Here is a 23,524-nt window from a genome sequence, read left to right as displayed (position 1 = left end):
TATCCATCCTTTGCATGGGGGCGCGTCGCTCTGAGCTTAGCGCCTTAAGAGGCAGGTGCAGCGCTGCGCTGCACGGCTGCCAGCAAGGCCGTGGCACTCGCGCCACGGCAATCCACAATCTGTTGTGCCCCTGCGGCCCTGGCCTGCTCGGCCACCCTGGGGCTCGGCACGAACAATGGCAAGCGCGCCACACGCGGCCAATCGGCAGCGGCCATCCGTTGCAGGTGTTCAAGACCCTGCCCACTGCTGACCACCACGCCGTTCAGGCGTTCCGCTTCGATGCGACCCACCAGCGTGCCCGCCGGATACACCGGCAGGCAACGACGATACAGTTCCAGATAATCGACACTAGCACCTTGCTCTGCAAGACGCTCGGCCAGCAGTTCGCGCCCCCCTACACCACGCACGATCAGGACACGTGGCGCAGGCCCCGCCATAGCCTCGTGCAAGGCCGGGAGCGTGAGCAAGGCTTCGCTGTCGTCACCCTGTGCAGGGTAAGTCACCGTCAGCCCCGCAGACTGCAACACCGCCGCCGTGGCTTCACCTACAGTGAACCATCCGGCTGAAGGGGGCTGCAGCCCTGCTTGTGCGAGCTGCGCAAGCAGCAACCTGGCTGCAGGTTTACTGACCACGATCATGGCCTGGCACTGCCCTAGCCCGGCAAGCTGCTGGCGCTGCCGAGCGTCCGGTTGCACTGGCTCGATCGCCAGCAAGGGCAGGCAGGCGCTGGCAATGCCGGCAGCTGCCAGCGTCTGCGCCAGCGCCGCGCAGTCCTCTTCAGGACGGGTCAGCAACAGGCGCCAGGGGCTCACGGGTGCCCGGCCTCACCGTAGACTTCCTTGAGAATGGCCGCGGCACCTTGGCCCAGCAGGTCTTCGGCCACCTGCACCCCCAACGTTTCGGCGGATGCCCGCGGTGCACGGGCGTCAGCCACCAGCAGGGTCCCACCGCTGGGCTGGCCAACCAGCCCGCGCAGCCATAGTTGCTCGCCTTCGAGCACGGCATAGCAGGCAATCGGTACCTGGCAGCCGCCGTTCAAGTGCTTATTCAACGCTCGTTCGGCCACCACACGGTCAGCGGTATCGGCGTGGTGCAAAGGCGCCAACAGCGCATGGATCTCGCTGTCTGCGCTACGGCATTCGATGCCCACTGCGCCCTGGCCACCGGCCGGCAGGCTGTCGTCGACGCTGATGCTGGCGGTGATGCGCTCTTCGAAGCCCAGGCGGATCAGGCCCGCCGCGGCAAGGATGATGGCGTCATACTCACCGGCATCGAGCTTGGCCAGGCGAGTGTTGACGTTGCCGCGCAGAAAGCGGATTTGCAGGTCAGGGCGGCGCGCCAGCAACTGGGCCTGACGGCGCAGGCTGGAGGTGCCGACGATGCTACCGGCAGGCAGAGCCTCAAGGCTGGGAAAATGGTTGGAAACGAAGGCATCGCGCGGGTCTTCACGTTCACAGATGCAGTACAGGCCCAGGCCTTCGGGGAAGTCCATGGGTACGTCCTTCATCGAATGCACGGCGATGTCGGCCTCATTGTCCAGCAGGGCGGTTTCCAGCTCCTTGACGAACAGGCCTTTGCCGCCGATCTTCGCCAGCGGCGCGTCGAGCAGTTTGTCGCCGCGGCTGACCATGGGCACCAGAGTCACCCGAAGGCCAGGGTGCGCCTGTTCGAGGCGGGCTTTGACGTATTCGGCCTGCCACAGGGCCAAGGCACTTTTACGGGTGGCAATGCGGATTTCGCGAGTGGACATGGAACGCCCCAATACTTAGGAATGCCGCCGATGATAACAGCTCCGTCGGTATCGCTAGCAGATGTGGGTCACGATCCAGTTTTGCCTTGTGCGCCCTCATCGCCGTTTGCCGGAGATGAGGGCCCTGCAGGGCTCAGAGCGTCTGCATCATCTTGCGTACGCCAGCCACATGCCGGCGGCTGACAGTCAAGGCATCACCATCCAGGCCTTTGAGGAACAGTTGAAAATGCCCAAGCGGCGTGCGCTGCAGGCGTTCGATGCGCTCGCGGGCTACCAGGGCGTTGCGGTGGATACGCACGAAGCGTTCGCCGAACTCATCTTCCAGGGCCTTGAGCGGCTCATCAAGCAGCACTTCACCTGCTTCATGGCGCAACGTCACATATTTGTGGTCGGCGATGAAATAGATCACCTGCGGCAAAGGGATCAGCTCGATGCCCTTGCGCGTACGCGCGCTGATATGGCTGCGCGGGCCACCCCCTTCACTGCCCGGCCGGGTCAGCGCCGCCAACTGCGTACGGCTGGGTTTCTCAGCCTTGCGCAAGGCATCGCGCAGGGCATGGGGATGGATCGGTTTGGTTACATGGCTGAGGGTGCTGTCCGTGAAAGCCTCTGCGCCGTATTCATCGTCACCGGTGCAGAACACCACCGACGGTGGCGCTTCGCGCTCGCACAGGCGGGCCGCGACCTGCAGGCCATCGAGGCCCGGCATGCCGATGTCCAGCAGGACCACATCGGGCTTGAGGCTTTCGATCAGGGCCAGGGCCTCCTCGCCGTTGGTGGCGCTGGGCTCCAGCACGGTGTACCCCTCCAGTTCCCCGAATAACCGCGTCAAGCGTTCACGGGCTTGGGGTTCGTCATCAACGATCAGGACATTCATAATTGCTCTGGATTCCTGAGTGAGTCTCGCACAGGTATAGCGTAGACAGTTGCAGGTCGAGCGACACTGCGGTCACGCTCTAGACCAATACGATGGCCAAAGATTCACTGCGCCGGCAGATTCGCTGCCAGTCCTTTGTCCAACTGTAGACGGTCCGTGGAACACTGCCGTTCAATCGTTGAATATCGTCTTCGCCTGCATTGAGCGCTGTTTTCTGCAGATTTCTGTCGACCGGCGTCCTTCGGCCACAAGCCCAACCCTGCTATTATCGGCGCCACTTTTTCGTTCACGCCTTCAACGAGTGAATCCATGAGCACCGACAAGACCAATCAGTCCTGGGGCGGCCGCTTCAGTGAACCCGTCGACGCCTTCGTCGCCCGCTTCACCGCCTCGGTCGATTTCGACAAGCGCCTGTACCGCCACGACATCATGGGTTCGATCGCCCACGCCACCATGCTGGCGCAGGTCGGTGTACTCAGCGATGCCGAGCGCGACACCATCATCGATGGCCTGAACACCATCCAGGGTGAAATCGAGGCCGGCAATTTCGACTGGCGCGTCGACCTCGAAGACGTGCACATGAACATCGAAGCACGCCTGACCGACCGCATCGGCATCACCGGCAAGAAGCTGCACACCGGCCGTAGCCGCAACGACCAGGTCGCCACCGACATCCGCCTGTGGCTGCGCGACGAGATCGACCTGATTCTGGCCGAGATCACCCGCCTGCAGCAGGGCCTGCTGGAACAGGCCGAGCGTGAAGCCGAAACCATCATGCCGGGCTTCACCCACCTGCAGACCGCTCAGCCAGTCACCTTCGGCCACCACCTGCTGGCCTGGTTCGAAATGCTCAGCCGTGACTACGAGCGCCTGGTCGACTGCCGCAAGCGCGCCAACCGCATGCCTCTGGGCAGCGCTGCGCTGGCTGGCACCACCTACCCGATCGACCGCGAGCTGACCTGCAAGCTATTGGGTTTCGAAGCCATTGCCGGCAACTCGCTGGATGGCGTTTCGGACCGTGATTTCGCCATCGAATTCTGCGCTGCCGCCAGCGTGGCGATGATGCACCTGTCGCGCTTCTCCGAAGAGCTGGTGCTGTGGACCAGCGCCCAGTTCCAGTTCGTCGATCTGCCCGACCGTTTCTGCACTGGCAGCTCGATCATGCCGCAGAAGAAGAACCCGGACGTGCCGGAGCTGGTGCGTGGCAAGAGCGGCCGTGTGTTCGGCGCCCTGACCGGCCTGCTGACCTTGATGAAAGGCCAGCCGCTGGCCTACAACAAGGACAACCAGGAAGACAAGGAGCCGCTGTTCGACGCCGCCGATACCCTGCGCGATTCGCTGCGTGCCTTTGCCGACATGATCCCAGCCATCAAGCCACGCCACGCGATCATGCGCGAAGCGGCCCTGCGCGGCTTCTCTACCGCCACCGACCTGGCCGACTACCTGGTGCGCCGCGGCCTGCCGTTCCGTGATTGCCACGAAATCGTCGGCCATGCCGTGAAGTATGGCGTCGACACCGGCAAGGATCTGGCCGAGATGAGCCTGGACGAACTGCGCCAGTTCAGCGACCAGATCGAGCAGGATGTGTTCGCCGTGCTGACCCTGGAAGGCTCGGTGAATGCCCGCGACCACATTGGCGGCACTGCGCCGGCGCAGGTGCGCGCTGCCGTTGTACGTGGCAAGGCGCTGCTGGCTTCGCGCTAAGCGCCATTGCGAGGGCTTGGCCCTCGATCGCCGGCAAGCCGGCTCCCACTCGACCGCATCGGCTTCAAGCCCTGTGCAGTACCAGTAGGAGCCGGCTTGCCGGCGATTGGGCTGCAAGGCAGCCCTGGTCTTCAGCGCTTACCGCTGCGAATCATCTCCATGAAGGCCGGCATCGCCGCCTCCTTGTCTGCCACGATCCGCGCCATGTGCGGGTTTTCGTGCATTTTCTGCAGCAGCGCCTTGGCCTCAGGGAAGTCGGCGAGGAAGTCGACGTTAAGCACCTTCTTGCCTACTGCACAAGCCAGGTCGACCGAGAAGCAGAACATCAGGTCGGCAATCGTCAGTTGTTCACCGGCTACATAGGGTGCAAAACGGCCATTGCGCTTCAACGTGGCGAACCCCGCCAGCAGATCCGCACGCGCGCGCTCCTTGATCAAGGGCTCTACCGCCGCGCCAAAGAACGACTCGGCATAGCAGGTACGGGCCGGCAGCTCGATGTACAGCTCGATCTCCTTGAGCAGCTCGCGCACCTTGGCCTGCTCGAACGGATCGGCTGGCAGCAGCGCCTTACCCGGCTGGGTCTGCTCGATATAGTCGAGAATCACACCGGTTTCGCTGAGCAAGCCGTGTTCGGTCTGCAGCACCGGCACTTTGCCGCGCGGGCTGACGTCCAGCGCCTGAGCCGTCTGACCACCATAGAAGGTGACCTCTTCGAACGGCAGGCCCTTTTCCAGCAGGGCCAGCTTGACCATGTTGTAGTAGTTGCTGACCGAGAATCCGTGAAGCTTGAGCATGGGGTAACAGCCTCCAGGCCGTAGGGGGTTGGCCGGGCTTTTATAGCTCGTTACGCCAGTGCCTGACCAGCGTCATGCACCCGGTCGATGACCGGGCATTGCCGACGCGGGCATGGCACACTGTGCGCCCAATCACAGGAGTAGCGCCATGAGCGAGCCCACCGACATCGACAATGACGACGAAGCCTTCGCCGAGGCGACGCTGACCCAGGCCATCGAAAACCAGATCGAAAGCGGCGAACCGCCGGCAGCCAAGGCTACGTTCAACAAGCTGAGCCTGGTCGGCTACGAGCGCGAAGACATCCTCAACCTCATGGCCCACGTGCTGGCCATCGAGATCGACAACATGCTCGACGAGGACCGTCCGTTCAACACCGAGTGGTACGAAACCGCCCTGCGCGCTCTGCCCGAGCTGCCACCTGAGGCAGATCAAGGCGAGGAAGAATAACCCGGCTACACTCCAGGGTCAGGCACCGCTGGCGGTGCCGCCATCCTCGTCTGGAAGTCAGGAGTCGCCATGTCCTTCACCCCCGAACTGATTGCTGAACTGGAAGTCCTTGCCCTGTTCAACCTGGACAGCAGCCAGGAAGGCATCAAGATTCACGCCAATGCCTCCCCCGCGCTGGTCGCAGCAGCTCGACGCCTGCATGAAAAGCAATTGACCGATCAGCCCGATGGCGGTTACCTCACCAGCCTTGGGCATGACGCAGTCGAAAGCGTGCAACTGTTGCTGAACATTCTCAAGTCACCCCAGCCGGCATAAACCTGCCCCGCCCCATCGCTGGCAAGCCGGCGATGGGGCCCGCCAAGGCGCAAGAAAAATGGCGTCAAAACTCCAATTGCCGCTTATCCGAGTGCATTACTCAGGCTAAACTCGCCAAAGCTCCCCCGGCCTGCCCTGAGTGTGCAATGACCCACCCCCACGAAATCCGCCCCGATATCGACGAAGGCATCGACCGCAAGGTGCTGGCGAAATTGCGTGCGCGGTTTCTGCAATTGAACACAGGCCGGCTACAGCGCGCCATGGATGGGCTTTCGACCCGCCAGCAACAGGTGTTGACCCTGCTACCACTGCTGTTTCACGTCAACCACCCGCTGCTGCCTGGCTATGTTTCAGGTAGCACTCCGGCCGGCGTGTCGGGCTTCGAGCCCGATGCCAATCTGGTCGCCGAAGGCCAGCGCCTGGCGCGATCGTTCACGTACAAGACACGCCTGGGCAACCCCAACCGCCCGATCCACGGCCTGTTCCTGATGGGCAGCCTTGGCACGCTGGCCCAGGCTGAGCAAAGCGACATCGACCTGTGGGTCTGTCATGCCCCCGGCCTGGGTGACAGCCAGCTCGATGAACTGCGACGCAAATGCCAGTTGCTCGAAACCTGGGCCGCCAGCCTGGGCGCCGAAGCACACTGCTTCCTGATCGACCCGCAAAGCTTCGCCCAAGGCCTGCGCGACAGCCAGCTGAGCTCTGACGATTGTGGCACCACCCAGCACTACCTGCTGCTCGACGAGTTCTACCGCACGGCCATCTGGTTGGCCGGGCGCACACCGCTTTGGTGGCTGGTGCCGGCGTATGAAGAGCACAACTACAGCAGCTATACCGAAACCTTGCTGTCCAAGCGTTTCATCCGCAGCACCGATGCCCTCGATCTCGGCAACCTGGCCCACATCCCGGCCGGCGAATTCGTCGGCGCTGGCCTGTGGCAGCTGTTCAAAGGTATCGACTCACCTTACAAGTCACTGCTCAAGCTGTTGCTGACCGAGGCCTACGCCAGCGAACATCCAGCCGTGCGCTGCCTGAGCCTGGACTACAAGCAGGCGGTATTTGCCAACCACCTCGACCTCGACGCGCTCGATCCCTATGTAATGGTTTACCGGCGCATCGAACGCTACCTGCAGGCGCGCGGTGAAACCAGGCGGCTGGAGCTGGCAAGGCGCAGCCTTTACCTGAAGGTCAACAAGAAACTCAGCGGCCTGGACCGCGCACGAAGCAACGGCTGGCAGCGCCGGTTGCTCAAACGCCTGGTCGATGAGTGGGGTTGGGACGAGCGCCAACTGGCGTTGCTCGACAGCCGCAGCCAATGGAAAGTGCGTCAGGTCGCCGTGGAGCGCCGCGAGCTAGTTGCTGAGCTGAACCATAGCTACCGCTTCCTCAGCCAGTTCGCGCAAAACAACAATGCCAGCAGCCGCGCCGACCAGCGCGACCTGAATGTGCTGGGCCGGCGCCTTTATGCCGCGTTCGAGCGCCGTGCCGGCAAGATAGAAGTGATCAACCCCGGCATTGCCCCGGACCTCGCCGAGGACACCCTGACCCTGGTCCAGTCGCCGAACCGCAAGGAACCGGGCAGCCATCACTGGGGCCTGTACAACGGTAACCTGAGCGTTCACGAATGGGAGCACTTCAGCCCGATCAAACGCTGCCGAGAGCTGATCGAGCTGCTGACCTGGGCGCACCGCAACGGCGTCATCGACAGCACCACGCGCCTGGCGCTGCACCCCGGCGCCAGTGACCTGAACGAGTTCGAGCTGTTCAACCTGCTCGGCAGCCTGCAGCAGAGCATCCCTCTGCCATTGGAAACCGTCAGTGAAGTGCGCCTGTTGCAACCGAGCGTGGCCAACGAGATTCTGCTGCTGGTCAACGTCGGTGTCGATCCGTTGCGACACCATCGCGACTTGAACATCCTGATGACCACCGAGCGAACCGACTCGCTGAGCTACGCGGGCGTTCGCGAAAACCTGGTGCTGACCCTCGACCAGATTACCCTCAACAGCTGGAACGAAGTGTTGGTCCAGCGCTACGACGGCGAGCACGCCCTGGCACGTTGCCTGCGCGATTTCCTCAACAGCCTCGGCCAGCGCAGCCACCGGCCGCGCGTGCGGGTGCGCTGTTTCTGCCACAACCGCGCCCAGGCCATCAGCCAGCGGGTCGAGGAGATTTTCGACACGGTGCAGCTGTTGCTAGATCAGGGGCGCAACCACCGCTACCTGCTCCAGGTGGCGCAGCACACACACGTGCTGGAACTGCTGCCCGGCCAGGTCAGCCTGACCACCCTCGCAGAGCATGAGGCCGTACTCGAATGCCTGGGCGAAGAACGCAGCACCTACAGCCCGCTGTACCTGGATGCCAATGCCCTGCAGGACCACGACCTGCCACTGGTACTGGAAAACGCACGCCCCGGCTGCATCCAGGTGTTCTATCGCCTGCTCGAGGGCTGGGCCGACCTGTATGTGCTGGATGAGTACAATGCCCTGTGGCAGCAACGCCTGCCCTTGCACGACGAAAACCACCTGCTGCTGCCGCTGCAGCGCTTTCTGCGCTCGATGGTAATGCGCCACGACGCACGCGTGCCGCTGGACAACCTGCAGCAAGCACCATTGCAGACCCACTATGCGCAACTGCTGCCCTCGGGGCCGGGCAAGGCACGCAGCATAGAGCCGCGGCCAACGCCAGACGACCTCAATGATCAGCCGTATTACGAGGTGCAGGCCATCCTCCAGGCCGGCACGGGCGATGACATGCATGTCACGCTCTATTGCAATCAGCAGGAGTTTTCCGAGCTTGACCATGGCGGCGAGCTCTATACCGTGGTCGCCCGACAGATTCTCAGCCAGCGCCGCAGCGCCGGGCACTACCGCTGTTACATCACAGATCTTGACCTGTCCGAACTGCTCGATGACGAACGGGGCTCGACCCTCCTCTACCTGCGCTACAAGCGCGAGCTGGAGCAGGCTCTGAACGATGGCCTGGCGCAGTTGCAGGCAACCCTGGAGCCTTGAACCCTCAGAGGTCGAAATCGCCCGCAGCTTCAGGCTGGTACTCGACGGCCAGCAACTTGAGCTTGAGGGTCTTGCCCCCCGGCGCAGGCCAGTCGATCTGCTCGCCCACCGACAAGCCCAGCAGTGCGCAACCGATCGGCGCCAGGATCGATACCTTGCCTTCGCCGCCGGCATCCTTCGGATACACCAGGGTCAGGTGGTAGTCCTTGCCACTGGCTTCTTCGCGGCAGTGCACGCGCGAATTCATGGTCACAACACCAGCCGGCACCTCCTCGTGACCGACCACCTGCTCGGCGCGGTCCAGCTCGTCCTGCAGGGCGAGCACACCCGGGGTACTTTCGTCGAGGCTGTCGATCAGGCGCTCCAGACGCTGCACGTCCAATCGGGTAAGGATGAGGGAAGGCTTGGTGCTCATGATCCAGTCAGACTCCATTGAACAGTTGGTTTTCTAGGGGCAGATAAAGCAAAACCCCGCCCAGAGGGCGGGGTTTGATGAGTGCTTTGGCGTCACCGACGCATAACCCGACACTACCACAGCCGGGCAAATACTCAAGCCTGCGCGCGCAAGGCCTCGGCTTCGCGGCAAATCTGCCGGCGCCGTTCGTCGTCGGCCGAGCGCCACTCACGAATGTGCTCGACATGGCGATGGCAACCGGTGCAAACGCGTTGTTCATCCAGCCGGCACACGCTGATGCACGGCGACGGCACCGCTGGGCTGACGTTGCTGTAAAGCGGCTTGGCGGGCCGCGCCTGGGCACTCATCTCAGATCTCGTCGAAGTCCAGCTTTTCGCCGGCCCGCTCCCAGACAATCCGCTCGAGCATCTCGCCCAGCAGCTCTTCGCTCTTCTCGCAGACCCACTTGCCGCTCTCTTCGTCGTAGTCGAAGTGGAAGCCACCGGAGCGGTCGGCCAGCCAAAGCTGACGCAGTGGCTCTTGGCGGCTGAAGATCAGCTGGCTGCCGTTGTCGAACTTGATGGTAAGGACGCCGGCGGAATTCTCCATGTCCAGGTCCAGGCCGCTCTCGTCGAACAGGTCTTCCAGGGCCTGTTGGGTGGCGTCGACCAGATCATGGAAACGCGCTTCGCTCAAACTCATTGCAGGAACCTCGAAATTGGCTGCGTTACAGGCAGGCCGGGCACGATACGGGCGCTTGGCGCCAGCCGCAAGCTGCGAGCCCCAAGCTGCAAGAAAAAGCACAGCGTACACCTGAGGGCTTTTTCTTGCCGCTTGCCGCTCGCCGCTTGTGGCTAATTTCTGCCCGCCCGGCGGACCGGCTCTTGCATAGGCAATCCGGCAGTCGCTCGGTATACTCGGGCGCAATACTGCATATTTCAAAGGATTTCACCCATGAAGCGCCTGATTTCCTCGCTCGCGGCGCTGGTCGCGGTTGCCTGCCTCGTTTCGGCCTGCGGTCAGAAAGGCCCCCTGTACCTGCCAGAAGACGGCAAGGACGGCAAGGGCAGCCAGAAGTCGCATCAGCACCAGCACGCTCAGCCTGTCCAGCCACAGGATGAGCAGCCAATCGAGCCCGAGCAAACGCCAGAGCAGTAAGGAAATCAGATGAACGCTTTCAATTACCGCGACGGTGAACTGTTCGCGGAGGGCGTGGCCCTGTCGGCCATCGCCGAACGTTTCGGCACCCCCACCTACGTGTACTCGCGCGCCCACATCGAGGCCCAGTACCGCAGCTATACCGATGCCCTGCAAGGTGTCGAGCACCTGGTGTGCTTCGCGGTCAAGGCCAACTCCAACCTTGGCGTGCTGAACGTTCTGGCTCGCATGGGCGCAGGCTTCGACATCGTTTCCGGCGGTGAGCTGGAGCGGGTACTGGCCGCCGGTGGGCGGGCTGACCGTGTGGTGTTCTCCGGCGTCGGCAAGACCCGCGAAGACATGCGCCGGGCGCTGGAAGTCGGCGTTCATTGCTTCAACGTCGAATCCACCGACGAACTGGAGCGCCTGCAGGTGGTTGCCGCCGAGATGGGCAAGGTTGCCCCGGTCTCGCTGCGGGTCAACCCGGACGTCGATGCCGGCACCCACCCGTACATTTCCACCGGCCTCAAAGAGAACAAGTTCGGCATCGCCATCGCCGACGCCGAAGCCATCTACGTGCGTGCCGCGCAGTTGCCCAACCTGGAAGTGGTCGGTGTCGACTGCCACATCGGCTCGCAGCTGACCACCGTAGAGCCCTTCCTCGACGCCCTCGACCGCCTGCTGGACCTGGTCGACCGCTTGGCCGATTGCGGCATCCACCTGCGCCACCTGGACTTGGGCGGCGGTGTTGGCGTGCGCTATCGCGACGAAGAGCCGCCACTGGTAGCCGATTACATCAAGGCCATCCGCGAGCGCGTCGGCGGTCGTGACCTGGCCCTGGTGTTCGAGCCAGGCCGCTACATCGTAGCCAACGCCGGTGCCCTGCTGACCCGCGTGGAATACCTCAAGCACACCGAACACAAAGACTTCGCCATCATCGATGCGGCGATGAACGACCTGATCCGCCCAGCCCTGTACCAGGCCTGGATGGGCGTCAGCGCGGTCACCCCACGTGAGGGCGAAGGCCGTGCCTACGACCTGGTCGGGCCAATCTGCGAGACCGGCGACTTCCTCGCCAAGGACCGCCAGTTGAACCTGGCCGAAGGTGACCTGCTGGCCGTGCAGTCCGCGGGCGCCTATGGTTTCGTCATGAGCTCGAACTACAACACCCGTGGCCGTTGTGCGGAAATCCTGGTCGACGGCGATCAGGCTTTCGAAGTCCGCCGTCGCGAGACCATCGCCGAACTGTACGCTGGCGAAAGCCTGCTGCCGGAGTGACCCCATGCTTCTGCGTTTTACCAAGATGCATGGGCTGGGCAATGACTTCATGGTCCTGGACCTGGTCAGCCAGCACGCACACATCCAGCCCAAGCACGCCAAGCAATGGGGCGACCGCCACACCGGCATCGGCTTCGACCAGCTGCTGATCGTCGAGGCACCGAACAATCCGGAAGTGGATTTCCGCTACCGGATCTTCAATGCCGACGGTTCGGAAGTGGAGCAATGCGGCAACGGTGCGCGCTGCTTCGCACGGTTCGTGCTGGACAAACGCTTGACCGCGAAAAAGCGCATCCGCGTTGAAACCAAGGGCGGCATCATCGAGCTGGACGTGCAGAACGACGGCCAGGTGTGTGTCGACATGGGCCCGCCGCGCTTCATTCCCGCCGAAATCCCATTCGTCGCTGATGAGCAGGCGCTCAATTACCCGCTGGAAGTCGACGGCGATCTGCACTCTATTGCTGCCGTGTCCATGGGTAACCCGCATGCCGTGCTGCGTGTCGATGACATACGTACTGCGCCGGTTCATGGCCTGGGCCCGAAAATCGAGAACCACCCACGCTTCCCGCAGCGGGTGAACGCCGGTTTCCTCCAGGTCGTTGACCGCCACCGCGCCAACCTGCGGGTATGGGAACGTGGCGCCGGCGAGACCCAGGCCTGCGGCACCGGTGCCTGTGCAGCAGCCGTGGCAGCCATCAGCCAGGGCTGGATGGACTCTCCGGTGTCCCTGGACCTGCCTGGTGGGCGCCTGCACATCGAGTGGGCCGGCCCCGGCACGTCCGTGTTGATGACTGGCCCAGCCGTACGCGTCTACGAAGGACAGGTTCGTCTCTAAGCGAGTAACCGCCATGACCGATCAGCCCAAGGTTGTACCCCAACAGTCCAGTGAGCTCGATGCCGAAGCGGTGGTCGCCTACCTGCGCGCCCACCCGACCTTTTTCGCCGAACACGACGAACTGCTGGTCGAGCAACGTATCCCTCACCAGCGTGGCGACAGCGTGTCGCTGGTGGAACGCCAGCTCAAACTGCTACGCGATCGCAACATCGAGATGCGCCATCGCCTGTCGCAACTGATGGACGTGGCCCGGGACAACGACCGGCTGTTCGAAAAGACTCGCCGGCTGATCCTCGACCTGCTCGATGCCGGCAGCCTGGAAGAAGTGGTCATGGCGGTCGAAGACAGCCTGCGCCAGGAGTTCCAGGTCCCGTTCGTCAGCCTGATCCTGTTCGGTGACCATGCAGCGCCGGTCGGCCGTTGGGTCAGTAATGCCGAGGCCCAGCAGGCCATCGGCGGGCTGCTGGGCGGCGGCAAGACAGTCAGTGGCAACCTGCGTGAGCACGAACTGGCCTTCCTGTTCGGTGAGGAGCAGCACCATGAAGTGGGCTCCAGCGCCGTCGCTGCCCTGGAGTACCAAGGGTTGCACGGCGTGCTGGCAATAGGCAGCCGCGACCCGCAACACTACAAGAGCAGCGTCGGCACCCTGTTCCTTGGCTACATCGCCGAAGTGCTCGGCCGCGTGGTCCCGCGCGTTACCCAGCCCCTGCGCCCGGTGCGCTGATGGAACGCCAGCTGGAGGCTTATTGCGCCCACCTGCGCAACGAGCGCCAGGTGTCCGAACACACACTGCTGGCCTACCGCCGCGACCTCGAAAAGGTCATCGAATACTGCAACACCCAAGGCATCGCGGGCTGGGGCGCCTTGCAGATCCAGCAACTGCGCCAACTGATCGCCCGCCAGCATCATCAGGGGCAGTCCTCGCGCAGCCTGGCGCGGCTACTGTCGGCGGTACGCGGGCTGTATCGCTACCTGAACCGTGAAGGCCTTTGCCAGCACGATCCCGCCAGCGGCCTGAGCGCGCCCAAGGGCGAGCGCCGGCTGCCCAAGGTGCTGGACACCGACCGCGCCCTGCAACTGCTCGACGGCGGCGTGGACGACGACTTCATCGCCCGCCGCGACCAGGCCATCCTCGAACTGTTCTATTCCTCTGGCCTGCGCCTGTCCGAGCTGACCAACCTCGACCTTGAGCACCTGGACCTTGCTGCCGGCCTGGTACAGGTGCTCGGCAAAGGTGGCAAGGCGCGCGTGCTGCCCGTCGGCCGCAAGGCGCGCGAAGCCATGCAGCAATGGTTGCGGCTGCGCGGCATCGGCGGCCCGCGTGACGGCGCCGTCTTCATCAGCCGCCAAGGCAATCGCCTGGGGCCACGGGCTATCCAGATGCGGGTCAAGGCAGCCGGCGAACGCGAACTGGGCCAGCACCTGCACCCGCACATGCTTCGCCATTCATTCGCCAGCCATGTGCTGGAATCGTCCCAGGACCTGCGGGCGGTGCAGGAAATGCTCGGCCATGCCGACATCAGCACCACGCAGATCTACACCCACCTGGACTTCCAGCACCTGGCCGCGGTGTACGACAGCGCCCACCCACGGGCCAAACGCAGCAAAGGCACAGACTCATGAGCATCAAGCTGATCACGTTCGACCTTGACGACACCCTGTGGGACACCGCGCCAGTGATTGCCAGCGCGGAAGTCGTGCTGCGCGACTGGCTGCAGGCCAACGCTCCCATACTTGGCGGCGTGCCGGTGGAACACCTGTTCGCCATCCGCGAACGTCTGGTGCAGGCCGATCCGGGCCTCAAGCACCGTATCAGCGCCCTGCGCCGGCGTGTGCTGTTCCATGCGCTGGAAGAGGTGGGATACAGCGAAAAGCACGCTCAGGAGCTGGCCAACGAAGGGTTTGAGGTGTTCTTGCATGCCCGGCATCAGGTCGAGGTGTTCCCCGAAGTGCAGCCGGTGCTGGAAATTCTGCGCCACCACTACACCCTGGGCGTGGTCACCAATGGCAATGCCGACGTACGCCGCCTGGGCCTGGCCGATTACTTCCGCTTCGCCCTGTGCGCCGAGGACCTGGGGATAGGCAAACCAGACCCGGCGCCCTTCATCGAAGCGCTGAAGCGTGGCGAAGTAGAGGCCAGTGCCGCCGTGCATGTTGGCGATCACCCCGGTGATGACATTGGCGGCGCCCAGCGCGCAGGCTTGCGTGCGGTATGGTTCAACCCCCAGGGCAAGGCCTGGTTGGGGGAAGCGGCGCCGGATGCCGAAGTCCAGCGCCTGTCGCAGCTGCCCGACATACTTGCGCGCTGGCGCTGACAGGGGCCGCTTTGCGGCAGTGAAAACCAGTAGCCACAAAAAAGCCCGCAGCGACGGCGGGCTTTTTGGTGTTCAGCCACTCAGATAGGGCGGCTGCCGTACTTGTTGTCCGGCTTCTTGGGCGGGTCGGCGACTACATTGGCCTCGACTTCCTGCACCTTGCCACCGCGCGAAAGGAATTCTTCCATCGCTTTGGCCAGGGCATCACGCTCCTTTTGCTTGGCTTCCATGCTCGGCATCTCGTCTACCGAGACAGCCGCCTTGGATTTGCCCTTGGCAACCGGTGCCGGGCTGCTGTCGTCATCGCCAGCGTCTTCGGCGCCATCGCCAGCCGCAGCGTCGAGGCTATCATCAGCCTCGTCTTCGTCGCCTACTTCGAGGTCATCATTTTCCAGATCGTCGTCGCTCATGTTCTACCTCATGACTTGCGAAAAGCAGGTTAGTTATAGACCAGTGCAGCCGTAGACCGGCAGCCACCAGTGAAAATTCAACTGGCCGTGGGTTGGCCACTGCCCTTGGGACGGCACTCCTGATGGGACGCCCCGCCCGGCAGGCCCTGCTCCTGGCAGGACCTGACAAAACCTTGCAGCCCTTGCTGGCCACACGCTATTGGCAAGCCTAGCAAAGGCTGACGAAGCGTGCGGACAACTCGTGCAACACCTCTCGGCGCGCATTCTAGCGCGCCCGTGGAAAAAGCAAAGCTCCATAAACGCCCTGCTTGTTGTAAGTTTTTGGCTTACGTCGCGAACGTGACTGATAAACCGTTTGCTCTGCGGGAAATGGCAAAAAACAGGCAAAAAAAATGCCCGGCAAGCCGGGCAAGTTTTTCCAGCGTCGCAGTTACAGGTTGTAACCGCGTTCGTTGTGTTGAGCCAGGTCGAGGCCGACCGACTCTTCTTCTTCGTTGACCCGCAGGCCCATCACCACGTCCAGCACCTTGAGGATCACGTAGGTGACGATGGCGGTGTAGACCACGGTGAAAATCACGCCCTTGGCCTGGATCCAGACCTGCGCACCGATATCGGTGACCGCGCCGAAGCCGCCCAGGGCCGGTGCCGCGAACACACCGGTGAGGATCGCGCCGATGATGCCGCCGATGCCATGCACGCCGAAGGCATCCAGGGAGTCGTCATAACCCAGCTTGCGCTTGAGGGTGGTAGCGCAGAAGTAGCAGAGCACGCCAGACACCAGGCCAATCACCAGGGCGCCCATCGGGCCCACGGTGCCGGCAGCCGGGGTGATGGCAACCAGGCCGGCGACCACACCCGAGGCGATGCCCAGGGCGCTAGGTTTGCCGTGGCCGATCCACTCGGCGAACATCCAGCCCAACGCTGCAGCAGCGGTGGCGATCTGGGTCACCAGCATGGCCATGCCGGCAGTACCGTTGGCGGCTGCAGCGGAGCCGGCGTTGAAGCCGAACCAACCGATCCACAGCATGGCTGCGCCCATCAGGGTGTAGCCCAGGTTGTGCGGGGCCATCGGGGTGGTCGGGTAGCCTTTGCGCTTGCCCAGTACCAGGCAGCAGACCAGGCCGGCGATACCGGCGTTGATGTGCACCACGGTGCCGCCAGCGAAGTCGAGCACGCCCCAGTCCCACATCAGCGCGCCATCACCGCTCCAGACCATGTGCGCGATCGGTGCGTAGACCAGGGTGAACCAGATGCCCATGAACACCAGCATCGCCGAGAACTTCATGCGTTCGGCGAAGGCACCCACGATCAGCGCCGGGGTGATGATGGCGAAGGTCATCTGGAAGGTAATGAAGACCGCTTCAGGGAACAGTGCGGCAGCCGACGTCAGGCCGTCCGGCGTTACGCCGCTGAGGAACGCCTTGGAGAAGCCGCCGACGAAGGAATTGAAGTTGAGCACGCCCTTTTCCATACCAGTGGTATCGAAGGCCATGCTGTAGCCGTAAACGACCCAGAGAATGCTCATCAGGCCGGTGATGGCAAAGCACTGCATCATCACCGAAAGTACGTTCTTCGAACGCACCATACCGCCGTAGAACAGGGCCAGGCCCGGGATGGTCATGAACAGCACCAGCGCCGTGGCAGTCAGCATCCAGGCGGTGTCACCGGAGTTCAGTACTGGGGCGGCAGCCTCCTCTGCCAGGGCGAGGCCCGGCATTACGAGGGACAATAGGGCTCCTAGCCCTGCGATCTTACGCAGAGTCATGTTGTTTTCTCCTGGGGCGTTGGGTTTGGTGAGGCTTTTTTTGGGCGCTTAGATCGCGTCGGTATCGGTTTCGCCGGTACGGATGCGGATTGCCTGCTCCAGATTCACCACGAAGATCTTGCCGTCACCGATCTTGCCGGTGTTGGCAGCCTTGGTGATGGCTTCGATCACTCGATCGAGGTCCTTGTCGTCGATGGCGACGTCGATCTTCACCTTGGGCAGGAAGTCGACCACGTATTCCGCACCGCGATACAGCTCGGTGTGACCCTTCTGCCGACCGAAGCCTTTTACTTCGGTGACGGTGATGCCCTGCACGCCGATTTCCGACAGTGACTCTCGCACGTCGTCCAGCTTGAACGGCTTGATGATGGCTGTGACTAGCTTCATGAAACTCTCTCCCGATTTGGTGGACTTGCCCCAGGAAAACAAACCCGTCTCAAGTCTAAGCGCAGCGGTTGGCTTTGTAACGCGTCGTCGGCATCCGGCTCCGCGTGCGCACTGCCTGGTCACAAGGAACTGCATCAGTGCATGGCTCGTACAGGTCTTTGCAGAAACCTTGCCAGTTCCGTTAAAGCGCCGAAAAACAGGCAGTTGCGTGGAAGAGTCAGGCTTGGCCAGTCGCCAGCATTGAAAAGATGCACAGTCTTGGTGCGCGGCATTGCACAGGACTGCTCGAAAAATGTGCAACGGAACGCAAAACGGGCCCGTGTTACACTGCCGGCCATTTCCCGTCAGCAGTGGACAGCCGATCATGCTCGCGCCCAAAGCCCTTCTCGATGCCCTGAGCGACCAGGCCTCGCGCCTGTTCAGTGGCGATACCGCCCAGCCCCGCGCCGAACTGGAAAGCCAGTTCAAGGTGCTGATGCAAGGTGCCTTCAGCAAGCTGGACCTGGTCAGCCGTGAAGAATTCGACAGCCAGATGGTCGTATTGGCCCGCACCCGTGCGCGCCTGGAGGCCCTGGAGAAGCAGGTCGCCGAGCTGGAAGCCCGCATGGCACCCGCGGCACAGGATTAAGCTCCGCGCCCCGCCCTCACGCGGGAGCCCGTAGCCGGCCGGGCGCCTGGCTGCTTGGCTTGGGCGGCAGCTCACTGGCATGCAGGTCCCCTCGAAACAGCGTTGCGCCGCACACCGTGAACAGCGTCCTGAACAGGTTGTGCGAGTTGCGAATCCGAGCCTGAATGCCCTCGATGGCCGAATCCCCTGGCTGCAGCGCGACCGCACGGTTGGCCCACTCGATGGCCGCGAAGCGGCTCGGCTTGCGCGTACCATGCCCGTGCATCCAGGCCAGGCCTAGCTCCGCGCTGGCACGCCCGGCTATCGCGCAATCAGGGTAGTGCACCAGATCCAGCAGGTAGGCGACCGCCTCTGCGCGCTCCCGGGGGTCGCCGAACTGGCGCTGCAGAATGGCCAACTGCAAGCGGGCCTGGGCATCGAGCGCCTCGTTGCCTAGGCAATCGAGCAGCAAGCGCCTTACCGCCAGCATCGCGCTACGCTCGCTCAAGTTCTGGTCATTACGCATGCGTTGGCAGGCCAGGTCGTACTTGGCCATCTGGCTGCCTGCCTGCGCGGCACACAGCAGCCAATGCGCTGCTGCCCCAGAGTCTATGTAGTGTTCCGGCGTTCCCTCGAGCCGACCGCAATGCAGCGCGTAAAGCGCGGCTGCGGCATCGGGCAACTTGCACTCGGCACACTGCCTGTACAGAAAATAAGCGGCCTCGTAATACTTGGCGGCCCAAAGCAGGCGCGCTACCTCGAGTACATCAAAGCCCAGCCCCTCGCGGCCGCACTGCCGTTTCACCGCAGCGTGCAGCCAGATACGCGCCTGCTCGGCGCATTGCCTGAAACCCCACAACCCGAACTGGTGCCCCACGGACCGCAACGCACAGGCCGCCGCTTGCCTGCGGTTTTCGCTTAACCGCTCGATGGCGATACGCAAGCTGTGCGCATCGTCTTGCACGCCATGGGCCACTACCAGGCAAACAAAGCTGTAGAACGGCTCACCAATGGCCGGTACGAAGCCCTGATCGGGGTATAGCGCCACAGAAGCGACGAAGTCGTGCATCGCACCGGGGTAATCCTTTAGCGAAAAGCGGCGAAAAGCCCCTCGCCGGGCCATGAGCGTGGCGCGTTCCTTTGGCCTGAGCTCGCGTTGCATCCACCGCTCGAAGACTCGCTGCCAAGCCGCGACTTGCTGCACCTGATCGGCAGGAGGCAGCCGGAACTGATCCTCAAGTGCCAGCCAGCGGATTGCATTACGCAGGGTTTCAGGCCAGCCCCGGCACAAAGGGCCGCTGGCCACGGCATCAATGGCCTCATAACTACCGCCCCAACGGGGTGTGAGGTAGCTGGCATAGGCCTCGACCACCTCGAAGCAGCCAGGGAACCAGTTCAAGGCATGGCGCAGCCAGTAGTCCCGCGCAGGTTCCTGCTCAGCGGGCAGGCGGGCACTCAGGCACGACGGCAGCACTTGCGGCAGCTCAACCAGCGGTGCCAGCCCATATTTGACCAGTAGCGGTGCCGCAGCCTCCTGCACTTCGACATCGGCATGGGCGCTGGGCCGAAAGCGCGCCGGCCGGCCATGAAACAGCTCCACCAGCCAGCCCGGTTCACGAAAGTGCGCACTGATCTGCAACATACCGATCGCCGCCGCTACAGGCTGCGCGCAACGCTCAATGGCCCGCAGGAAGTGCCCAGCGGCCATTTCGCAGGCCTGCTCGGCGGCCAGCCAGCGCGCTGCGGACACCTCATTGGCGGCAACCGTACCGCGAATACGGCAAGCGCGATTGAAGCAGTGAAAGCCCATGGCTACCTGGGGGTGATAAGCCTTGGGGCAGGCATCGATCCAGGCTTTGAGGCGTTGTGTGAGGGCCTTGCTGCCGTCTACATCCCAGTCGACCAGCATGTGCCCCTGAACAGCCTCAAGGTAGGCCGGGCACTCCCCTGGGCGCGCTTGCCGCCACTGCGCCTGAAGGTTATCGAAGAAATGGTTGAGTTCAGCGAACTCCTTGGCCTTTACCCGCTTCAGGATCTGCTGGCGGGTGCGAATGAGCGTTTGCACGGGCAGTACCTCAAGTCCATTTGGAGGAGATGCATTGCCATCCCTTGGCAAGGCAGTAACGGTTGAACACTAAGCCATAGCTTTGCCGGGCGCAAAGTTATTGGATCCATTTCTGTCAGGTTGCGTGAAAAAGCAGGGAAACCTGGACCTAAAAACAACAACGCTGGCTTATTGCGCCCGCCGCGCATCACAACAAGCTGGATACCGGCAGCCCATTGGGGCCATACAGCCGGTCTGCGGTAATGCGGTCAAGGAAATCTAGGATCTGCTGATTGCCTTTGAGGCGAAGGCCCAAGGCTTCACCGTTCACCCTGTTTAGCGCCCGGGCGCGTAACGCCGACTGACGCAAACGCCGCCAGGCACTCAGGCAATCTGCGTCCCGGGCAGCCCGCAACGCCCCTTCCCGTCCAGGGCCATAGCCAAGCTTCAACTGCGCCGTCGCACGCATGGCCTCCAACTGCTCCAATCGCAGCAGAGCCGCCTGCTTGCCAGCGACCAGTTCGCGCAAGCGCTCGGCATCCACCCGCCCCTGTGCCAGGGCAAGACGTTCCTGCTCCAGTAACTGCAGCAGTTGCTCGACAACCCGTTGCTGCACATCCAAGTGCCTGCCCAAACTCATAGGCCACCCACTTTCAGAGCTGCTGCGCCGAAGGGCCGTTCATGTCGGCTCACTGTCGAGCATTTCCCTGAAGTCGGCCACCAGGCTGTCATAGATGGCCTGCGAGTCGACCTGCAGGCTGCCATCGGCGATGGACTGACGCAGGGCGGCGACCTTTTCCAGGTCAACATCCGCCGCAGGGTCGGTTGGGTTGAGGTCGCTGACCTGCGAGAGCTCTACAGCGTCTTCGGGCAGCGTATCCATTTCCTGCGAGGCAACGCGGGCTGTAGCGGCGCCCGCCAGGTTGGCATCAGTCGAGGGAAGGAGGTTGGTGAGCGGGGAACTTATGATTTTCACGATAGAGGCTTCGTTGGCTGTGGTTTGAACACTATCGGCATCCGTACGCGCCACCTTTGGCCGGCGATAGGTTTTTGACAAAAAATCAGTAGCGCAGCAGCAGTTCGTTCTTGCCAACGACCTGAGCATCGAGCATTCGGCCGTCGCCGCCCAGTACACGCACCCTGTTACCCAGGCCACCATTGTCCAAGGCCTTGCCATTGCGGCTGAGGGTGAACCCCGCCCCCTGCGCGCGCAACACCACGGGGCGGTTGCGCTCAACCAGCCAGCGCTCGCGAACCCCCTTGAGCGCAAGCACGGCGCCGCGCTCCACGCCACGAGCAGCTTGCCGGCCGACCACCTGCTCGGCGCGCAATGCACTGCCTTGGGGCAGATCTTGCAGCGGCCCGCGCCGGCTGATCAGCATATTGGCCTGGATGACCTCGCCTGCCTTGATCCTGCGTGCGCTCACGACATAGCTGCCTACGGCGCTGACCGTCACCTGCAGGTAGCCGAGCACGCCATCCTGACCTGCGCAACGCACGCCCATCGCTACACGCCCGACGGGCAGGCGGCGCGGGTGCACCAGGTAGGGTCGGGGTACGGCACAGGCACTGATTCGCGAGACCGGCTGGCCGATGTCCAGCAGCGTCAGGCGGCTACCCGCCGGCAGTCGCGGTTCGATCAGTTGCCTAACCCGAGCCTGCAGCGCATCGTCCTGAGCGAACGCGGCACTGGCCTGGGCCAGGCACAACAGCATCCCCAGCGACCGGCAGATACGCGCCAGGCCAGCACCTACGGTAAGTGGTCCGGTCATCGAGCCGATGCCTCTTGTAGAGTTTCAGGCGCAGCATTCTAGGCAGCTCTGCAACAACGCAAAGGTCGAATTGCTCGCCAAATAGCGGTCTGTTCCGGCCTTTGCCCCATGCTCATCCCCTCTACTCTGCACGCCGTTCAACAGATGGCACGGGCCGCAGGCATGATCGACAAACTCGACAACGAGCTGCGCTTTGCGCAAGACGCGATGAGCTTGCGCGCTGAGCGCCAGCAAGTGCTGGCCAACAATATCGCGAACGCCGACACGCCCAACTACCGCGCCCGGGACTTCGATTTCGCCACCGAACTGGCCAGCTCCCTGAACCAGGGCCGCTCGCGCAGCAGCATGTCCCTGGCCACCACCTCTGACCGTCATCTGCATGCCTCCAGCGGCAGCAGTTCGGTGCATGAACTGCTGTACCGCGTGCCAGACCAGCCAAGCCTTGACGGCAACACCGTGGATATGGACCGGGAGCGCGCACAGTTCGCCGACAACAGCGTCCGCTACCAAGCCAGCCTGACCTTCCTGAACAACCGCCTGCAGTCGCTCAAGAACGCGATGCAATCCGAATAACCCGGGGTAAACCGCATGTCCATGTTCAGTATTTTCGACATCGCCGGCTCGGCGCTCAGCGCACAGTCCGAGCGCATGAACGTGACCGCCAGCAACCTGGCCAACGCCGACACCACCAGCGGCCCGGACAACGAAGCCTATCGCGCCCGCCAGGTGGTATTCGAGACCCAGTACCAGGACGGCAGCGAAGTGGGCGGCGTGCGGGTGAGCCAGGTGATCGAGGACGGCTCGCCCATGCGCCAGGAGTACCGCCCCGGCGACCCGCTGGCCGACGAATCGGGCTACGTGACCATGCCCAACGTCGAGCCCGTAGGCGAGATGGTCAACATGATCTCCGCTTCGCGCTCCTACCAGGCCAACGTCGAAGTCATGGCCGCCAGCAAAGAATTGATGCTCAAGACCCTGACCCTTGGCGAGGCCTGACCATGACCAGCACCATCGCAAGTTCGGTCCTCTCGACCATGAACAGCACCAGCGACAGCACAGCCTCCAGCGCTGACGAGCTGCAAGACCAGTTCCTCACCCTGCTGACCACCCAGCTGCAGAACCAGGACCCCACCGACCCGCTGGACAACAGCGAGATGGTCACGCAGCTGGCGCAGATCAGCACCATCAGCAGCATCGAAGAAGTGACCAGCACCTTGGAGGGTATTTCCAGCCAGATCAGCGCATCGGAGACCCTGCAGGCCTCTGCTCTGGTCGGTAACGGCGTGCTGATCGAAGGCGACAGCATCCAGGTGGCCAGCGGCGTCGCCACCGCCTTCGGCGTCAGCCTGGGCAGCGATGCGGACAGCGTCACCATCAACATCTCGGACAGCAGCGGCAACGTGGTCGCCACGCTGGACGCAGGCGACATGAGCGCCGGTACTCAGGCCCTGTACTGGGACGGTGTGCAGGACGACGGCACGACTGCCGCCGATGGCAGTTACACCTTCACCGTGAGTGCGACCAGCGATGACGCCAGCGTGACCGCAACCGCACTGAAATACGCCCTGGTGACCGGTGTGACCACCGACAGCAGCGACGAGGTTGCGCTCGATCTGGGCGGCGTCAACGACAACGTCGGCCTCGGCGACATCAAGCTGGTGCTTTGAACCCTAATCACGGA

At 63.1% G+C, this 23,524-nt stretch carries 28 protein-coding genes; 14 read left to right on the top strand and 14 right to left on the bottom strand.

Translation table 11 applies throughout. The features are described 5' to 3' along the window. Window positions 1-44: 44 nt before the first annotated feature. From EGJ09_RS08295 to EGJ09_RS08285, 3 genes are all read right to left on the bottom strand, one after another. Window positions 45-812, bottom strand: coding sequence for a uroporphyrinogen-III synthase (locus tag EGJ09_RS08295; RefSeq protein ID WP_115273314.1), 768 nt, complete (start codon window positions 810-812; stop codon window positions 45-47). Then, a complete protein-coding gene (gene hemC / locus EGJ09_RS08290; protein ID WP_125923595.1) occupies window positions 809-1,750 on the bottom strand; it encodes a hydroxymethylbilane synthase in 942 nt (313 codons plus the stop codon). Before hemC ends, EGJ09_RS08295 begins: the two co-directional genes overlap by 4 nt. 133 nt (window positions 1,751-1,883) lie before the next feature. Continuing rightward, on the bottom strand, window positions 1,884-2,627 hold the full coding sequence (locus tag EGJ09_RS08285; RefSeq protein ID WP_115273313.1) for a LytTR family DNA-binding domain-containing protein: 744 nt from the start codon (window positions 2,625-2,627) through the stop codon (window positions 1,884-1,886). Between the two features lie 309 nt (window positions 2,628-2,936). Here EGJ09_RS08285 and argH point away from each other — a divergent pair, with 309 nt between their 5' ends. Then, the gene (argH, locus tag EGJ09_RS08280) at window positions 2,937-4,331 is read left to right on the top strand and encodes an argininosuccinate lyase (protein WP_125923594.1); all 1,395 of its coding nucleotides are present in this window, start codon (window positions 2,937-2,939) and stop codon (window positions 4,329-4,331) included. 131 nt (window positions 4,332-4,462) lie between these two features. On the opposite strand, the gene EGJ09_RS08275 is transcribed toward argH, so the two are convergent. Beyond that, window positions 4,463-5,125, bottom strand: a complete 663-nt coding sequence (locus EGJ09_RS08275) for a glutathione S-transferase (RefSeq protein WP_046786955.1) — start codon at window positions 5,123-5,125, stop codon at window positions 4,463-4,465. 148 nt (window positions 5,126-5,273) lie between these two features. On the opposite strand from EGJ09_RS08275, the gene EGJ09_RS08270 reads away from it, so the two are divergent. The 3 genes from EGJ09_RS08270 (at window position 5,274) to EGJ09_RS08260 (ending at window position 8,899) form a co-directional block, all read left to right on the top strand. Beyond that, the gene (locus tag EGJ09_RS08270; RefSeq protein WP_125923593.1) at window positions 5,274-5,573 is read left to right on the top strand and encodes a hypothetical protein; all 300 of its coding nucleotides are present in this window, start codon (window positions 5,274-5,276) and stop codon (window positions 5,571-5,573) included. A 69-nt stretch (window positions 5,574-5,642) separates the two neighbouring features. Next, a complete protein-coding gene (locus EGJ09_RS08265; RefSeq protein ID WP_012312198.1) occupies window positions 5,643-5,888 on the top strand; it encodes a TIGR02647 family protein in 246 nt (81 codons plus the stop codon). Window positions 5,889-6,034: 146 nt separating this feature from the next. Further along, entirely contained in the window at window positions 6,035-8,899 is a 2,865-nt protein-coding gene (locus tag EGJ09_RS08260) for a class I adenylate cyclase (protein WP_125923592.1), read from the top strand. Between the two features lie 4 nt (window positions 8,900-8,903). On the opposite strand, the gene rnk is transcribed toward EGJ09_RS08260, so the two are convergent. From rnk to cyaY, 3 genes are all read right to left on the bottom strand, one after another. Beyond that, window positions 8,904-9,314 (bottom strand): nucleoside diphosphate kinase regulator, encoded by a 411-nt coding sequence (gene rnk / locus EGJ09_RS08255; RefSeq protein ID WP_012312196.1) that lies wholly within the window; start codon window positions 9,312-9,314, stop codon window positions 8,904-8,906. A 134-nt stretch (window positions 9,315-9,448) separates the two neighbouring features. Beyond that, window positions 9,449-9,661, bottom strand: a complete 213-nt coding sequence (locus EGJ09_RS08250) for a DUF1289 domain-containing protein (RefSeq protein WP_039601412.1) — start codon at window positions 9,659-9,661, stop codon at window positions 9,449-9,451. Between the two features lies 1 nt (window position 9,662). Continuing rightward, complete coding sequence (cyaY, locus tag EGJ09_RS08245) at window positions 9,663-9,995, bottom strand: iron donor protein CyaY (protein ID WP_012312194.1); 333 nt, start codon at window positions 9,993-9,995, stop codon at window positions 9,663-9,665. Window positions 9,996-10,247: 252 nt separating this feature from the next. Here cyaY and EGJ09_RS08240 point away from each other — a divergent pair, with 252 nt between their 5' ends. From EGJ09_RS08240 to EGJ09_RS08215, 6 genes are read left to right on the top strand one after another with little or no spacing between them, the layout of a single operon-like run. Beyond that, window positions 10,248-10,451, top strand: a complete 204-nt coding sequence (locus tag EGJ09_RS08240) for a lipoprotein (protein ID WP_012312193.1) — start codon at window positions 10,248-10,250, stop codon at window positions 10,449-10,451. A gap of 9 nt (window positions 10,452-10,460) precedes the next feature. Further along, window positions 10,461-11,708, top strand: coding sequence for a diaminopimelate decarboxylase (gene lysA, locus EGJ09_RS08235; protein ID WP_125923591.1), 1,248 nt, complete (start codon window positions 10,461-10,463; stop codon window positions 11,706-11,708). 4 nt (window positions 11,709-11,712) lie between these two features. Then, complete coding sequence (dapF, locus tag EGJ09_RS08230; protein ID WP_125923590.1) at window positions 11,713-12,543, top strand: diaminopimelate epimerase; 831 nt, start codon at window positions 11,713-11,715, stop codon at window positions 12,541-12,543. A gap of 13 nt (window positions 12,544-12,556) precedes the next feature. Continuing rightward, window positions 12,557-13,267, top strand: a complete 711-nt coding sequence (locus EGJ09_RS08225) for a DUF484 family protein (protein WP_012312190.1) — start codon at window positions 12,557-12,559, stop codon at window positions 13,265-13,267. Then, a complete protein-coding gene (gene xerC, locus EGJ09_RS08220; protein WP_012312189.1) occupies window positions 13,267-14,166 on the top strand; it encodes a tyrosine recombinase XerC in 900 nt (299 codons plus the stop codon). Before EGJ09_RS08225 ends, xerC begins: the two co-directional genes overlap by 1 nt. Further along, on the top strand, window positions 14,163-14,858 hold the full coding sequence (locus EGJ09_RS08215) for an HAD family hydrolase (protein WP_125923589.1): 696 nt from the start codon (window positions 14,163-14,165) through the stop codon (window positions 14,856-14,858). Before xerC ends, EGJ09_RS08215 begins: the two co-directional genes overlap by 4 nt. 80 nt (window positions 14,859-14,938) lie before the next feature. Here EGJ09_RS08215 and sutA read toward each other — a convergent pair whose 3' ends face one another. From sutA to glnK, 3 genes are all read right to left on the bottom strand, one after another. Continuing rightward, window positions 14,939-15,268 (bottom strand): transcriptional regulator SutA, encoded by a 330-nt coding sequence (sutA, locus tag EGJ09_RS08210; protein ID WP_046786948.1) that lies wholly within the window; start codon window positions 15,266-15,268, stop codon window positions 14,939-14,941. Window positions 15,269-15,698: 430 nt separating this feature from the next. After that, window positions 15,699-17,033, bottom strand: coding sequence for an ammonium transporter (locus EGJ09_RS08205; RefSeq protein WP_046786947.1), 1,335 nt, complete (start codon window positions 17,031-17,033; stop codon window positions 15,699-15,701). A gap of 48 nt (window positions 17,034-17,081) precedes the next feature. Further along, window positions 17,082-17,420 (bottom strand): P-II family nitrogen regulator, encoded by a 339-nt coding sequence (gene glnK, locus EGJ09_RS08200; protein ID WP_002555808.1) that lies wholly within the window; start codon window positions 17,418-17,420, stop codon window positions 17,082-17,084. Window positions 17,421-17,784: 364 nt separating this feature from the next. On the opposite strand from glnK, the gene EGJ09_RS08195 reads away from it, so the two are divergent. Next, on the top strand, window positions 17,785-18,048 hold the full coding sequence (locus EGJ09_RS08195) for an accessory factor UbiK family protein (protein WP_012312185.1): 264 nt from the start codon (window positions 17,785-17,787) through the stop codon (window positions 18,046-18,048). Window positions 18,049-18,064: 16 nt separating this feature from the next. Here EGJ09_RS08195 and EGJ09_RS08190 read toward each other — a convergent pair whose 3' ends face one another. From EGJ09_RS08190 to flgA, 4 genes are all read right to left on the bottom strand, one after another. Continuing rightward, complete coding sequence (locus EGJ09_RS08190) at window positions 18,065-20,092, bottom strand: DUF4034 domain-containing protein (protein ID WP_125923588.1); 2,028 nt, start codon at window positions 20,090-20,092, stop codon at window positions 18,065-18,067. A gap of 187 nt (window positions 20,093-20,279) precedes the next feature. Next, the gene (flgN, locus tag EGJ09_RS08185; protein ID WP_046786945.1) at window positions 20,280-20,711 is read right to left on the bottom strand and encodes a flagellar export chaperone FlgN; all 432 of its coding nucleotides are present in this window, start codon (window positions 20,709-20,711) and stop codon (window positions 20,280-20,282) included. A gap of 39 nt (window positions 20,712-20,750) precedes the next feature. Beyond that, on the bottom strand, window positions 20,751-21,047 hold the full coding sequence (gene flgM / locus EGJ09_RS08180) for a flagellar biosynthesis anti-sigma factor FlgM (protein ID WP_196997316.1): 297 nt from the start codon (window positions 21,045-21,047) through the stop codon (window positions 20,751-20,753). 85 nt (window positions 21,048-21,132) lie between these two features. Then, entirely contained in the window at window positions 21,133-21,843 is a 711-nt protein-coding gene (flgA, locus tag EGJ09_RS08175; RefSeq protein WP_223255141.1) for a flagellar basal body P-ring formation chaperone FlgA, read from the bottom strand. Window positions 21,844-22,005: 162 nt separating this feature from the next. Between flgA and flgB the strand changes: the two genes are divergently transcribed. The 3 genes from flgB to EGJ09_RS08160 are packed head-to-tail and all read left to right on the top strand — an operon-like array spanning window position 22,006 to window position 23,510. Next, a complete protein-coding gene (gene flgB / locus EGJ09_RS08170) occupies window positions 22,006-22,416 on the top strand; it encodes a flagellar basal body rod protein FlgB (protein WP_046786944.1) in 411 nt (136 codons plus the stop codon). A gap of 15 nt (window positions 22,417-22,431) precedes the next feature. After that, window positions 22,432-22,839 (top strand): flagellar basal body rod protein FlgC, encoded by a 408-nt coding sequence (gene flgC, locus EGJ09_RS08165; RefSeq protein ID WP_046786943.1) that lies wholly within the window; start codon window positions 22,432-22,434, stop codon window positions 22,837-22,839. 2 nt (window positions 22,840-22,841) lie between these two features. Further along, complete coding sequence (locus EGJ09_RS08160; protein ID WP_125923587.1) at window positions 22,842-23,510, top strand: flagellar hook assembly protein FlgD; 669 nt, start codon at window positions 22,842-22,844, stop codon at window positions 23,508-23,510. Window positions 23,511-23,524: the final 14 nt, after the last annotated feature.

The organism is Pseudomonas sp. p106, assembly GCF_003936645.1.
GTDB classification, from domain to species: domain Bacteria; phylum Pseudomonadota; class Gammaproteobacteria; order Pseudomonadales; family Pseudomonadaceae; genus Aquipseudomonas; species Aquipseudomonas putida_E.
This window is presented reverse-complemented; position numbering and strand designations above follow the sequence as displayed.